Annotated in this window: 15 protein-coding genes; 6 read left to right on the top strand and 9 right to left on the bottom strand. The window is 66.9% G+C overall.

Translation table 11 applies throughout. The annotated features are described in order from the left end of the window. Window positions 1–70 precede the first annotated feature (70 nt). A complete protein-coding gene (locus K2O51_RS08405; protein WP_084791964.1) occupies window positions 71–229 on the top strand; it encodes a DUF3309 family protein in 159 nt (52 codons plus the stop codon). A 97-nt stretch (window positions 230–326) separates the two neighbouring features. Beyond that, the gene (locus tag K2O51_RS08400; RefSeq protein WP_011301181.1) at window positions 327–515 is read left to right on the top strand and encodes a DUF3008 family protein; all 189 of its coding nucleotides are present in this window, start codon (window positions 327–329) and stop codon (window positions 513–515) included. 92 nt (window positions 516–607) lie between these two features. On the opposite strand, the gene K2O51_RS08395 is transcribed toward K2O51_RS08400, so the two are convergent. From K2O51_RS08395 to K2O51_RS08385, 3 genes are read right to left on the bottom strand one after another with little or no spacing between them, the layout of a single operon-like run. After that, window positions 608–1,438, bottom strand: a complete 831-nt coding sequence (locus K2O51_RS08395) for an alpha/beta hydrolase family protein (RefSeq protein ID WP_140949418.1) — start codon at window positions 1,436–1,438, stop codon at window positions 608–610. Next, entirely contained in the window at window positions 1,425–2,591 is a 1,167-nt protein-coding gene (locus K2O51_RS08390) for a DUF3182 family protein (protein ID WP_220630061.1), read from the bottom strand. Before K2O51_RS08390 ends, K2O51_RS08395 begins: the two co-directional genes overlap by 14 nt. A gap of 1 nt (window position 2,592) precedes the next feature. Beyond that, a complete protein-coding gene (locus K2O51_RS08385) occupies window positions 2,593–3,192 on the bottom strand; it encodes a low affinity iron permease family protein (protein WP_011301184.1) in 600 nt (199 codons plus the stop codon). A gap of 198 nt (window positions 3,193–3,390) precedes the next feature. On the opposite strand from K2O51_RS08385, the gene K2O51_RS08380 reads away from it, so the two are divergent. Further along, entirely contained in the window at window positions 3,391–3,705 is a 315-nt protein-coding gene (locus K2O51_RS08380) for a BON domain-containing protein (RefSeq protein ID WP_011301185.1), read from the top strand. A 139-nt stretch (window positions 3,706–3,844) separates the two neighbouring features. Here the strand turns inward: K2O51_RS08380 and K2O51_RS08375 are convergent, their stop codons facing one another. From K2O51_RS08375 to K2O51_RS08355, 5 genes are all read right to left on the bottom strand, one after another. Beyond that, complete coding sequence (locus K2O51_RS08375) at window positions 3,845–4,336, bottom strand: PRC-barrel domain-containing protein (RefSeq protein WP_011301186.1); 492 nt, start codon at window positions 4,334–4,336, stop codon at window positions 3,845–3,847. A gap of 37 nt (window positions 4,337–4,373) precedes the next feature. Next, entirely contained in the window at window positions 4,374–4,967 is a 594-nt protein-coding gene (locus tag K2O51_RS08370) for a hypothetical protein (RefSeq protein ID WP_140949416.1), read from the bottom strand. Window positions 4,968–5,029: 62 nt separating this feature from the next. Then, window positions 5,030–5,410, bottom strand: coding sequence for a hypothetical protein (locus tag K2O51_RS08365; RefSeq protein ID WP_011301188.1), 381 nt, complete (start codon window positions 5,408–5,410; stop codon window positions 5,030–5,032). 153 nt (window positions 5,411–5,563) lie between these two features. Beyond that, window positions 5,564–6,376 (bottom strand): sensor histidine kinase, encoded by an 813-nt coding sequence (locus tag K2O51_RS08360; RefSeq protein WP_011301189.1) that lies wholly within the window; start codon window positions 6,374–6,376, stop codon window positions 5,564–5,566. 99 nt (window positions 6,377–6,475) lie between these two features. Further along, window positions 6,476–7,879 (bottom strand): sigma-54-dependent transcriptional regulator, encoded by a 1,404-nt coding sequence (locus K2O51_RS08355; protein ID WP_220630060.1) that lies wholly within the window; start codon window positions 7,877–7,879, stop codon window positions 6,476–6,478. A 344-nt stretch (window positions 7,880–8,223) separates the two neighbouring features. Between K2O51_RS08355 and K2O51_RS08350 the strand changes: the two genes are divergently transcribed. Continuing rightward, the gene (locus K2O51_RS08350; protein ID WP_011301191.1) at window positions 8,224–9,240 is read left to right on the top strand and encodes a sigma-54 interaction domain-containing protein; all 1,017 of its coding nucleotides are present in this window, start codon (window positions 8,224–8,226) and stop codon (window positions 9,238–9,240) included. Window positions 9,241–9,271: 31 nt separating this feature from the next. On the opposite strand, the gene K2O51_RS08345 is transcribed toward K2O51_RS08350, so the two are convergent. After that, window positions 9,272–10,285 (bottom strand): SDR family oxidoreductase, encoded by a 1,014-nt coding sequence (locus tag K2O51_RS08345; RefSeq protein ID WP_011301192.1) that lies wholly within the window; start codon window positions 10,283–10,285, stop codon window positions 9,272–9,274. A 316-nt stretch (window positions 10,286–10,601) separates the two neighbouring features. On the opposite strand from K2O51_RS08345, the gene ligD reads away from it, so the two are divergent. Next, window positions 10,602–13,307: a DNA ligase D gene (gene ligD, locus K2O51_RS08340; protein ID WP_220630059.1), complete on the top strand. Its 2,706-nt coding sequence runs from the start codon at window positions 10,602–10,604 to the stop codon at window positions 13,305–13,307. Continuing rightward, a complete protein-coding gene (locus K2O51_RS08335; protein WP_011301194.1) occupies window positions 13,304–13,699 on the top strand; it encodes a hypothetical protein in 396 nt (131 codons plus the stop codon). The genes ligD and K2O51_RS08335 overlap by 4 nt, the downstream gene beginning before the upstream one ends. The last annotated feature ends 26 nt before the right edge of the window (window positions 13,700–13,725 follow it).

Raw genomic sequence — 13,725 nt, 5'->3', positions numbered from 1 at the left:
ACCCCGGCACACTGACCGGCCGCGCCCTGATGACAAGCGTGGCCTCGCGGCCCAAAAACCGGAGCGCGATATGGGAATCGGCACCATTCTTCTGATCTTACTGATCCTGTTGCTCGTCGGCGCCTTGCCGGCATGGCCGTACAGCTCGGGCTGGGGATACTGGCCAAGCGGCGGACTGGGCCTCATTGTCCTGATCGTGGCTCTCCTGGTCGTGCTGGGCCGAATATAGACAGGCAGAAATGTGCACTGCATCGTGCACGCATGCGCTGGCGTCCGGGTTCGTTCCTTCGCCGGGCGCAGCGCCCTGAAAAAGAAGGAGGTTAGTCATGCCAGCCAAATCCAAGGCACAGCAGCAGGCCGCCGGCGCGGCGCTTGCCGCCAAGCGCGGCGACAAGAAGGCCGGCGCGCTCAAGGGCGCATCCAAATCGATGGCCAAGTCGATGAGCACCAAGGAACTCGAGAAGATGGCATCGACCAAAACCAAGGGCAAGCCCAAGCACGTGTCGGACAAGTGATCGCCCCGCTCGTTTGAGCCGCGCGCCATACGCCCGTCGCGTTATACGCCCGTGCCGCACTGGCGCCGCCGGGCGCTTTGCATGAGCGGGCCCTACGGCCGCGCTCCGGAGCCTTCCGAAGCGCGCCGTGCCTCATCCGCAGACGGCGAATTAGCCGCCGTCGGACGCTGCGCAGAGACGGGACCTGCGCGCGCCCCGGTGACCATCTCCCGCAACCAGTTGAGCAACAGGCTGGAGTAAGCGCGCTGGTGCTCTTCATCGGTGATACCGTGGTCCGCCCCTTTGATCACGCGATAGGTCATGGAATTCGCACGTACACAGGCATCCACGTAGCTGGTGACCGCCGCATGCGGGACGATCTGGTCGTTCTCCGATTCAATCACAAGCACATCGCCCTCGAAGGCGGTGCAGGCACGCAATGCCCGGTTGGTCTCGGGCGGTACGATGGAGCGCCGGTAGTTGACGAGGTCCTGTTCGCGATGAAGCTGCCGCTTCGGATGCTCCCAGCCCTCGTCCATGTACAGCGCCGGCGCGCGCAGCCCCAGCCAGCGCACATGGCGCATGCTGGTCAGGACGGCGGCCAGATAGCCCCCGTAGCTGCTGCCCACCACCGCAATGGCATTGCGGTCCACCTCCGCGTGGCGCGCCAGTACGTCATAGGCGGCGACCACATCCGCCAGGTTGCGCATCCGGCTGACAGTTTCATACTGCGCGCGGGTACCAGCGTGGCCGGTCAGGTCGAAAGTCAGGCACACGCAACCGAGCCCTGCCACCTTGCGCGCGCGCGCCAGATACTGCTCCTGGCTGCCGCCCCATCCATGCACGAACAGCACGCCGGGCAGCCTGGTGGCTGGCGCAATCAGCGTGCCGGCAATGCTGCCGCCTTCGCTCTGGATTTCGATCAGATCTTCATGGGTGGCCATCGTTGTCCGACTCCAGATATGCGTACTTGGTAAGCAGGCCCACGTGGCGGTCCTCGCCCTGAAAATACAGTTCGGCACCGGCCGGCAAGTGCGCGTCCGGACCATACACTTCACGCGTGGCGGCCACGACGCGCTCACGCGCGGGGTCAGCCTTCAGCGCTCTCAGCGCGGCCAGTTCCGCGCCCGTGGCGCCGCCCACGCGCCACGATTGCTCCAGGACGCCGGTGAGCGCCCTGGCTGCGCCTTCGCCAGTGGCGCCGACCGGCACGCCGAATGCCACGTCGTAGTTGCAGCGTGACAGCACCATGCCGGGGTAGCAGGCGAGCGCGGCGTCGTGATAGGCCATGGCCGCACGGATCGCCGACAACGCACGCGGCCCGAACGGCTGGGCCAGCAGCGCATCGAAGCCGCCGCGCACAACCGCCAGCGTTGATCCGCCATATACCTCTTCACCGGTGTTGTTGACGGTGAGATCCTGCGTGCCGCAATAACTGGCCAGCACTCCCGCTACCAGTATCTGTCCGACACTGTACGTGTCCGGCGAATCGAGATCGCGCTCGAGTACGAGGCCATGGGATTCGATGTCGGTCGCCGACATCGCCGCCAACGCAGCGTCGAGCGCGGCTTCGCTGTCGACGGTCTGCTGGCCGAGCCCGCCGATGCCGCACGGATCCTTGAGCCGGACTACGCCGCCGGCCATCAGGCGCAGGCCGGCGCTGCGGGCGTCTTCGAGCGAGAACGCCGTGAAGCCAGGCAGCACCGCCGCACCTGCCCGCTGCGCGAAGTCCGGATTCCAGCCCGCGGGCGCAACCGCATCGGGCGCGACCAGCCCGTGCGAGATCACCTTGGTCGCCACGAACGCAAACGGCACCACCCCGCCAAACAGGTCGTCGGCGCTGCGAAGATGCAGCGCTTGCGCCTGCGCGTCACCCACCACCGTGTCCAGCGGCACGAGATATGGCGCCGCGGTTCCGCCAGCCGGCGTCCGCGCAGTGGCGCTGTGCTCGTAGGCACCGCTGAAGCCGTAGCCGCCGATCTTCGCCACGTTCCGGCCGATCTGTTCGAGCGTCATGGCCTGGTGGCTGTCCGGCTGCCCGTAGCGTGCGCAGCCATACACCATCACCTGCCTCGCCTTGTTATTGGTCGCTGGCATGTCAGGCCTCGTGGCTGGCCATGTCGGCTTCCGGCGCCTTGCCTGGCTTCGCGGACGAAGGTCCGGCATCCGGTGCGACGGCGTGGCGGCTGACGCGGGCCTCGCGCTTCTTCGCGGTATTCATGTTCGCCTCATCGAGCGAGTGGCTGCACTTGAGGCCGCCCTCCTGTTCGGCAAGCTCGGCCAGATGGCGGTAGAACGCGGCGAGCTGGCGCAACTCTTCTTCATCGAGATCCTCGATGGCGACGAGCATATTGCTCGCTTCGCGATGCGAGGCCAGCAACTCGTTGAGCTTCAGGTGCACGGCGACGGCATCCTTGTTCTGGCTCTGCTGGATCAGGAACACCATGAGGAAAGTCACGATGGTGGTTCCTGTATTGATGACGAGTTGCCACGTCTCCGAGTAGCCGAACATCGGGCCCGTGACAGCCCATGCCACAACCACGAACACTGCCATCACAAACGCAGTGGGGGACCCGGCGTGGCGCGTGGCTGCGCCCGCGAATCTGTCGAACCCATGAATCAGACGGGATCTGTGCCGCCCGGCCTGTGAGGCTGCCGCGCCTTGCGTATCCTTGAGGTCGGGACCGTTTCTGCTCATTGCCGCTCTCCTCGCTTCTCGCTTCTCGCTCCATCGGCTTGTGCCGGCATGCGCTGCTTTTTATTGTATGGATCACGCCGCCGATGTTCAGCGGGCGCTGTCCTACAACGCGCGCCGCACTTCGGCATGCGAGCGGCGTCGGCGCTGGAACACATCTTGCGCGGCCTGGGATTCCTCTTGCCCCAACCGGAGAACACCATGCCGCAATCCCCCGAACTGGAAGCGCAGGTACGTGCGCGCATTGCCGAGGCCTTCGGCGGCAGCCTGCCCGAAGGGCTCGTCGTCGAAGTGGCCGATGGCCGCGTCACGCTGACTGGCTGCGTCGATACCCCGTCCGTCGCGCAAGATATCGAGAAAGCCGCGGCGATCAGCCCCGGCGTACTCGGTGTTCACAACGCCCTGCGCACGCGGCGCGACGATCCTCCTGTTCCCGCTCCCGCACAGCCGGCCGTCAGTGGCATGAATGCAGACCCGGCGGATCACGCCTCGGGCCCCATTCACCACAAGGTGTAGGCAACACCTGCGTTCAGGCCCCGCACAAAGCAAGGGCCGACGGACAGCGCCGCCGGCCCTCACCCCTCTCTCCCACCCTGAATCCGTTGTCATCGCCGTGGCGGGATCCACGCGGCCGCCAATGCGGCGCAGGGTCCGATCAACGCCACGGATCGTAGCGATCCGACTCCCAGTACGGCGAAATGCCGTAGTACTCGTGAATGCTGGTGGCCCACTGCGAATCCGCCATGCCAGGCCAGTGATCCTTGTCGAATCCCGGTGCGGCCTTCAGGCGGTCCTTCTCCACGCCGAGCACGAAGCACTTGCGGCGCGTATCGAGCGTCAGTGCGGACCACGGCAGCGCGAACAGCTTTTCGCCGATACCGAGGAAGCCGCCGACGGCCAGCACCGCATACGCAACGCGTCCGCCGGGCACGTCGATCATGATGTGGTCGATGGTGCCGATGTCGTCGCCGGACGGATCGACCACCTTGTTGCCTTCCAGCGTATCGGCCGCCATCACGAACGGGCCCGGGCCCGGTGAATTGTGGTCGATCGTGCCGACAATCGCGGCGCCACGCGGCGGGGGCGGTTCACGGCGCGGATCAAGATCCGGATCCAGATCACGGGGCGGGGGTTGCTCGGGTCTCATGGACATCTCCTGATGGTTGCAAATGCGAACAGATCCGTCACGCGCGGTACGGCTCGCCTTCACGCCCGGCCGGCACGGGCGGTGCCAGCGGGTCGAAATCGGACCAACGGCCTTCACGCCAGTGGCCCTGTGCACGCTCGATGTCCCGTGCGCCACCCTTGCGCAGGACATCGCACACCAGGCCCGCGTTGCCGGTTTCGACATGCGCGGCCAGCAATACGCCGGCGTTGCGCACGGGCGAACCACCGCCACGGGCTTCGGCCCGTCCGGAGCGGGTCAGGGACAGCGCACCGACGAGCGAACCGGCATAGGCCCCGAGTCCTGTCGTAAAGACCAGCACGAACAGCGAAACGGGCGGCGACAGCGCCAGGATCGTCACCAGTGCGGCACCGACGGCCGCACCCATCGTCGCGCCCAGCAGCACGCCGGTCAGCGCACCCAACCCCGAGCGGCGCGCACCGGGATCGACAGCGGTGTCGCCGCCGATCGGATAGGTCGCGTGCTGGCCGGGCGGATTGACGTAGAAGACGCTCAGGTCTTCTTCGGCGACGCCTTGCGCGCGCAGGCGGCTCGCCGTGGTTTCCGCCTTGGCAAAGCTGTCGAAACGACCGGCGATGATGGCATCAGACATGGAGGCTCCTTTGTCGTGCGGGGCATTGGGGCTGTCTCGGCATGGCTAGCGCTGCGCGGCGTTCAACCGCGCCCGGTCGCGCCTTTGCGATGTCCGGCAGGCTTGGCGCCCGCGGGCTGGTGTTCGCTGCCGCGCTTGAGTTTCCAGTCGACGTCGTCGCGGCCGGTCTGCGTCTTCTTCTCGGCGTGCATGGCAGCACTGGGCGAAATCGGATCGCTCGCGGGAAACGTCATTTCGAGAGAATCGTCGACCGCGCCCTGGTACGTCTTGCGCTTCTTTTCATCAGACGACGCGCTGGAGCGTGTGTCGGGCTTGGACGACGGGCGCTTTGCCGACGCACCGGCGCGCGGTGCCGAGGCCTTTGCAGACTTTCCCGTTTTCGCGGAGGTGGCGGCAGGCTTGCGGGCGGTGCTGGGCTTGGCGGGAGCATGGGCTTTTTGCATGGCTGGGCCTCCGTAATGAATACCCCTTCCCATGCAATCAGCGGGCCAGCACGCGAGTGCCCGCCGTTGTGCAGGCTTCTCCACGCCGCCGGCGTTTCAGCGGACCGCAGTGGGGGCGCATTGCCGGCACTTTGTGCCGGCGCAGTGTAAAAGCTACAGCGTGGCGGCAGGCGCCGCCTTGCGTGGAAACTTCACGCCGATGCAGACCGTGACCTTGTCGGTGTCGGAGGTTTCGCTCTCAGTGCTGAGCACCGCACCGTGCAGCTCCACCATGCGGCGCGTGAGCAGCAGCGCGCTGGACTGCCGCGTGGACTGCGCCGGCGGCGCCGGACGCCGTCCGAAGAAATCGGAGAGCACGGACAAGCGGCTTGCGCCGCGGGTCTGATCCACCGGCGGACTTTCCGTGATGCGCAAGCGGATGTACTCCGGTTCCGCATACAGATGCACGGCCACCGAGCCGCCCGCCTGCGAACGCCAGATGCAATGCACGACCAGATGGCGCAGCAGCGGTGCCAGGCGAACCGGGTCCGCGTCGATGAACCAGTCGGACGCCTCGCCGCTGGTCTGCACGTCTTTCAGTTCGACACCCCGCGCAGCCGCAGCCTGCCGGCGGTCGGCGACGGCCTGCGTGGTTGCGGCAAGCAGGTCGGTGCGGCGCCATTGCGGCGGGCTGTCGTCGGCCAGCAAGCGCACAGCCTCTTCCATTTCCTCCACCAGCGCCAGTTGCTGCTGGATGCCTGCGCGCACGCCATCGAGCGCTCGCCGTGCCGGCGCGGCGGTCTGGTCGATCGCGCGCTCGAGCACGTAGGCCCAGCTCTGGATGGCATTGAGCGAAGAACGGAGGTCGTGTGCGGTCTGGTCGATCAGCGCCCCAACTTCCGTCACGGTCCGCACGTCATGCTCGCGCGATGGCGTGCGTTCATGGTTCGGATGCTCCGGCTCGCTGGATGGCGAATGCTGCGTCATGATCTTGTTGCCCCGGTTTTTCACGCAGTTGCCATGCAAAAAGCATGCAACCCAGCTCAAGCGGGGCCAGCCGATACCGCCGTGGCGAGCCCGTGGGTGTCAGCCGCTGGCTTGGATGCCGCCCTGGCTGGTGCGCGCGGCACGCAGCCACTCGGGCAGCTCGCCTCGCGCTGCATAATCTTCCAGCCGGTTGTACAGGGTCTTGAGGCTGATGCCAAGAATTTCCGCAGCGTGCTTTTTCACCCCGGCACATTGTTCCAGTGTCGCGAAGATGAGCTGCCGGTCGGCATCGGCCAGCGACATGCCCACCGGCACCGATACCATCGCGGCGGCCGGCGCCTGCGCCGCCGCAGCCTGCAGCGGCACCTGTACTTCGGTGATCAGGTCGTCATCGGCCATGATGTAGGCGCGCTGCACAAAATTGCGCAACTCGCGCACATTGCCTGGCCACATGTGCTGGCGCAGGCTGTCGAGCACGTTGGGTGCGAAGCGCCGCGCAGTGCCCTGCTCGGCATTGAGCTGCTCCAGCATCGTATTGGCAATCTGGATCACGTCGTCGCCACGTGCGCGCAGCGGCGGCAGTTCTACCGGAAACACATTGAGGCGGTGGAACAGGTCCGCGCGCAGCTTGCCCTCGGCGACGGCCTCTTCAGGATTGCGGTTGGTCGCCGCGAGCACCCGCACATCGGCGTGCTGCTCGCGGTTGGTACCGACCCGCATGAAGCTGCCGGTTTCGAGCACGCGCAGCAGCTTGACCTGCAGCTCGGCAGGCATCTCGGTGATTTCGTCAAGGAACAGCGTGCCGCCGTCGGCGCGCTCGAAATAGCCCTTGTGCTGGCGGTCGGCGCCCGTGAAGCTGCCCCGCTCGTGGCCGAACATCTCGGTTTCGATCAGCGTCGGCGAGATGGCGCCGCAGTTGACCGCCAGGAACGGCTGCCGCCGCCGCGCGGACAACTCATGCACCGTCTGCATCGCCAGTTCCTTGCCGGTGCCGCTCTCGCCGATCAGCAGCACAGTGGCCTCTGTCGGCGCCACCCGCGCGAGCTGGTCGTAGACCGCCTGCATGACGTCGGAACTGCCCAGCAACCGGCCAAACCGGCCATAGCGGCGCAATTCGCCGCGCAGCGAATGGATTTCCGCGCGCAGCGCTCCGGTATTGGCGAGCCGCTTCAGCACGGTCTGCAGACGCGCCACGTTGATGGGCTTGACGAGGTAATCGGTGGCGCCCGAGCGCAGGGCTTCCACGGCACTGTCTACGCTCGCGTAACCGGTGGTGAGGATAATTTCCACGCCCGAAGATGCCACTTCGGCAAACAGCTCCAGGCCGTTGCCGTCCGGCAGGCGCAGGTCAGCCAGGATCACGTCCGGCATGCGCCAGCCGATCTGCAGGCGGGCTTCACGCAGGCTGCCCGCGGTCGAGGCGGTGAACCCTTCCAGTGCCACGATCTCGGCCAGCGCGGCGCAGGCATTCTCGTCGTCGTCGACAATCAGGATGTGAGACATGGTTGCGCGGCCCGGAGGCCGGGAAGTTGACCTGGGGATAGCAAATAGCGAATAGCGAATAGCGCGCAATAGCGTTGCCGGGGGAATAAACAATCTTCCCCGCCTGCTGCAATGCAACACGTCGTGCCCTGCCGTCCTCCGGTCTGACGTAACGTGTTGCCATCGCAGACGGGCGGAGCAACGCAAAATGCGTATGGGAAGTCTACCTATCTACAGGCCTGATTGTTGCCAGTGTCTCTCTGACACGGCTGTCGGATGTTTCCGCGCGCTGCGCCTGACGTCTGGCACCGCCTTGCCCCACGGGCTAGCATAGGAACGTCCCGCGCCCCGTTATCCATGCCAACGTGTCGACTACCGCCAGTCCGTCCCGACGCGGCGCGGCCCCGCAAGCGGAGGGCTTGCGGGGCCGCGCCATTCCCTCGCAGGTCTCCCTGTTGTGGGAAAGCACCTCGCCCGCCATGCGCCGCCTGCTCGCGCAGGTCGAACGTGTCGCCGCTACCGATGTCACCATGATCGCCGTCGGGGAAAGCGGCACCGGCAAGGAAGTCGTGGCGCGGGCCGTACACGCGCGCAGCAGCCGGTGCGAAGGACCGTTCGTGGCGGTCAACTGCGGCGCAATTCAACCTACGCTGATCGAGTCCGAACTGTTCGGCCACGAAAAGGGCGGCTTCACCGGCGCGATCGACCAGAAGGCTGGCTACTTCGAACAGGCGCAGGGCGGCACGCTGTTCCTCGACGAGGTAACGGAAATGCCGCTTGCGATGCAGGTCAAACTGTTGCGCGTTCTGGAAAGCTGTACCTTCCACCGCGTCGGCGGCGATACGATGATCGCGACCGATGTCCGCATTCTCGCCGCCACCAACCGCGACCCGCTCGACGCCGTGCGCGGCGGCCAATTGCGCGAAGACCTGCTCTACCGCCTGGCGGTATTTCCGCTGCATATCCCGCCGTTGCGGGAGCGCGTGGAAGACATCATTCCGCTCGCCCGGCACTTCCTGGCCGAGTACAACGCGATGGAGCGGACCGACAAGGTGTTTTCCGCCGGCACGCTTGAGCGGCTCACGCGCTACGACTGGCCCGGCAATGTGCGCGAACTCAAGAATGCGGTCTACCGCGCGTTCATCCTCGCCGACAAGGTGATCGAGATCGGCAATCCCAACCTCGGCTCGCAGCCGCAGCGGCCGAACACGGTAGACGGTGTCGTCAACGTGCGTGTCGGCACCACGCTTGCCGACACGCAGCGCGAGATCATCATGGCCACGCTCGCCCACTACAACGGCGACAAGCGGCAGGCCGCGCGCGCACTCGGCATCAGCCTGAAGACGTTGTACAACCGCCTTGAAGCGTACCGGGCCGGCTGAAGGCCGGCACCGGTGGCAACGCGTGCCACGACTAGTCATGCCGTCCGCGGCGGACCTGCATCACCGCGGCCAGTGCGGCCGACGCGCCGACAACGAGCGCCGTGGTCAGCACGGGATGGCGCGCACTCGTCGTGTAAGGGCATGACTGCAAGGCGACACGGTTGCCCGTGCGTTCCTGCAGGTCGTTGCCGCCGCCGTACAGCGTGTTGTCCTCCAGCGGGCCGGCGGGATGCCGGGTCTGCTGCGCGCGGCCCATGAAGCGGCGCATGACCTGGTCGAATGTGCGCGGCGCGTGATAGGCAGCCGCGGAGAACGCCTTGGCCGCCCCGCCGACAAACAGGTCGCGGCGCGGATGCTCGGCGGCAAAGAGGATCGCCTCCGCGGCCAGTGCCGGATCATAGAGTGGCGGCGGCAGGCGCGGCTCCACGTCCAGGAAGTTCTTGGCATGCATGGCCAGCGGCGTTTCCAGCCCGGCGGGCTTGATCAGCGTGACGCTGATCGGCGCCATTTCCTGCTCCAGTTCCAGCCGCAGGGAATCGGTGAAGCCCTTGATCGCATGCTGCGATGCCGCGTATGCGCTTTGCAGCGGTAGCGGCCCGTCGGAGGCCTCGCTGCCGATGTTGATGATCGCGCCGCCACGCTCGCGCAGGTGCGCCGCGGCGGCCAGCGAGCCGTGCACGGTGCCCCAGTAGTTGGTGTCGAACAGGCGCCGCTGGTCTTCGAGCGGCACATCGGCATGGCGGCCGAAGATCGTCACGCCAGCATTGTTGACCCACGTATCGAACCCGGCAAAGCGCTCGATGGCGGCATGCGCCACGCGCGCCACATCTTCGTGCCGGCCCACGTCGGCGGTCACGGTAATGACCTCGGCACCCTTCTCCCGCAGTTCCTCGGCCAGCTTGTGCAGCGAATCCTCGCTGCGGGCTACCAGCACGAGCCGGGCGCCCATGGCCGCGGCCTTGCGCGCAGTAACCAGGCCGACACCGCTGGTGGCCCCAGTCAGCACGATGACCTGCGACCCGATTTTCTTCAGAGAGACTTTCATCTGCTTGCTTCCTGATGCCCCGGCAAGGGAACGACGATCGCCGGCATCCGGGACCCACTGCCGGCGACGCTCGACCGATATGCAGGGCCTTTATCCCGCAAGGAGCGTTCCCGCCGCCACAGGAGCCCGGCGCCGGCGTTTCGCGCCCGGACACACGCGCACGCGCCGGCGAGGAATTACAACGTCCGGTAAGAAGCACACGCGCGCGGCATTGGCCGACTCAGGTGTAGGACTGGCGCCGATTTCGGCGCGCCAGGGCCGTGCCTAAGCTGAAGCCACCGAGGTTCGCCTCCTTGCAAGGTGAGGCTGGTTCACCATGGCCAAGACCACGCGCCAGACCCCTGACGACACCCGCGGCACGCGTAGCACCCGAACTGCGGAGCCCGCGCGCAAGCGCCCGGCCGACGCGCTCGGCAAGTATCGCCAGATGCGGGATTTCGCAGCCACGCCCGAACCCGGCGGCACGCGCCAGCGCGCCAGGGCAACGCCAAAGGCAAAGCGCGCCGGCACCTTGTCCTTCGTCATCCAGAAGCACGCTGCGCGGCGGTTGCATTATGACTTCCGGCTGGAACTCGACGGCACGCTGAAAAGCTGGGCCGTGCCAAAGGGTCCGAGCCTGGACCCCGCCGACAAGCGCATGGCGGTGCATGTGGAAGACCATCCGCTCGACTATGCGGGCTTCGAGGGCGTGATCCCGCCGGGCCACTACGGCGCTGGCACGGTGATCGTGTGGGATCGTGGGATCTGGGTGCCCGACGGCGATGCCGATGCGGCCTATCGCGCCGGCAAGCTCAAGTTCGAGTTGCGCGGCGAAAAGCTGCATGGCCACTGGACGCTGGTGCGCATGCACGGCAGCCGGCAGAAGGAGCAGGATGCCTGGCTGCTGATCAAGGAGCGCGACGATGCGGCGGTGCCCGCATCCGAATTCGACGTGACCGAAGCGCTGCCCGACAGCGTGCTGGCCGGCACATCGGCCGCGCGCAAGACCACCGGGCGAAGGGCCGCTACGAACGCTACGAAGCCCGGCAACGGCGCCAAGGACAGCACCAAGGACAGCGCCAGAACCAAGCCCTTGCCGCTCCCACGTCGCGCCACTGCCGCCGCACTGCCGCTCGCGCTGTCGCCGCAACTGGCCACGCTGGTCGAGCGAGCGCCCCCCGATGCCGATGCATGGCGCTACGAGATCAAGTTCGACGGCTACCGCATGCTGGCCCGTATCGACGGCGACGACGTGCGCTTGTTTACGCGCCAGGGCCACGACTGGACATCGCGCCTCAAGACGCTCGCGCGCGAAGTGCGCGCGCTCGGATTGCCCGATGGCTGGCTCGATGGGGAAATCGTCGTGCTCGGCAAGCACGGCGAGACCGATTTCCAGGCCTTGCAGAATGCCTTCGAGACGTCGCACGTGGAATCGATCCAGTACTTCGTCTTCGACCTGCCGTTCTATGCCGGCCACGACCTGCGCAAGGCGCCGCTGTCCGAACGGCGCGCGCTGCTGCGGCGCCTGTTCGAGAACAACACCGGCACACGCCTGCGCTTCAGCGAGGAATTCGAAGCCGCCCCCGACGAAATGCTCGACGCTGCCTGTCGCATGAAGCTCGAAGGCGTGATCGGCAAGCGCATCGACGCGCCGTATGTCAGCACGCGCAGCAACACGTGGATCAAGCTCAAATGCACGCAGCGCCAGGAGTTCGTGATCGGCGGCTTTACCGAGCCCAAGGGCAGCCGCCAGGGTCTCGGCTCCCTGCTGCTCGGCGTGCACGACAGCGCCGGGCGCCTGCGTTATGCGGGCAATGTGGGAACGGGGTTCGATACGCGCTCGCTGGCCAGCCTGCGCGAACAGCTGGATGCGCAGCGCACGGACAAGGCGCCCTTCCATGAGCTGCCCTCCTCGATCAAGGGGCTGTGGGTTCGGCCGCGGCTCGTGGCCGAGGTGTCGTTCGGATCGTGGACGCGCGAAGGCCGCGTGCGCCATGCCGTGTTCCATGGCTTGCGCAGCGATAAACCCGCCAGCGCGGTGTCCGTGGAAAAGCCCGCCGCACCCGCCGGCCGCAAGACGGCGGCCACAACCGCAGCCAGGAGCGCGCCAGCCACCACACGCAAGGGCAAACCCACGGCGGCGAACGGCAAGGTCGCCATCAGTCACGCGGAGCGCGTCATCGATACCGCCAGCGGGCTGACCAAGGGAGACCTGGTGCGCTACTACGAAAGCGCGGCGCCACTGATGCTGCCGCATCTGCGCGGCCGCCCCATCGCCATGGTGCGGGCGCCGGCCGGCGTCGCCGGCCAGCAGTTTTTCCAGCGGCATGGCGACACGCTAAAGATCGACGGCGTCAACGTGCTCGATCCGGACCTGTGGCCGGGTCATCCGGCGCTGCTCGAGATCGTCTCGGAGCACGCACTGGTGGCCGCGGCGCAGCTTAATGTGGTGGAGTTCCATACCTGGAATGCCAACAAGCGCAGCATGGACCGGCCCAACCGCATCATCTTCGATCTCGACCCCGGGGAGGGCGTGCCGTGGCCGCACATGCGCGAAGCCGCGGCGCTGATGAAGGCGTGGCTCGACGAACTCGGGCTCGCCAGTTTCCTGAAGACCAGCGGCGGCAAGGGCCTGCACGTGGTGGTGCCGCTGACACCGCGCGCGGGCTGGGATGAGGTCAAGGAGTTTGCGCACGGTGTGGTGCTGCACATGGCCGTGACGATTCCGCAGCGCTTTGTGGCCAAGAGCGGCGCGGGCAACCGCATTGGCAAGATTTTCATCGATTACCTGCGCAATGGCGTTGGCGCCACGACGGCCGCGGCATTCTCCGCGCGGGCGCGCCCCGGCCTGGGCGTGTCGGTTCCGCTTGCGTGGGACGAGCTCGACGGGCTCGAGGCCTCCGACCAGTGGACCGTCGCCAATGTGGCGCCTCGCCTGGACGAGCTGGCACGCCACGACCCCTGGGACACCTATGCGGACACCCGCCAGACCATCACGCGCGCTGCCACCAGGCTGGCTCGCGCCGGAAGGAGCAAGCCATGACCCGATCCTTGATTCCCTATCTCCGCCATGTGCGCCTGGCTGGCGCCGCCGGGCCGCACTTTTCCCGGCGCGCGCTGGCCGCCGCGTTGCTGATCGCCGTAGCCCTGCCCGCGAGCGCACGCCTGCCAGCGCCTACCCCGGAGCAGCAACAGGCCACGGATGCGCGCAAGGCGAAGGAAGCCGAAGAGGCGAAGCGCCAGGCCGACGCCCTGGCGAAGGTGCAGGACCAGATCGCCTCGCGGTTCGGCAAGAAGGACGCTGGCGGTGCGCCAGGCGCCACGGAGCCAGGAAAGATTTCGCAGAAAGCCGCCGAGGCTCCGCAATCGGCCGGACCGCATGGCGGAACCTCACCAAGCGCCGAAGCGCATAGCGGTGAAGCGGCGCGGCGATAGCCCGGATGGTGCTCCGGCACGCCTTT

The sequence above is a fragment of the Cupriavidus pinatubonensis genome (assembly GCF_019602855.1).
Lineage (GTDB): Bacteria > Pseudomonadota > Gammaproteobacteria > Burkholderiales > Burkholderiaceae > Cupriavidus > Cupriavidus pinatubonensis.
This window is presented reverse-complemented; position numbering and strand designations above follow the sequence as displayed.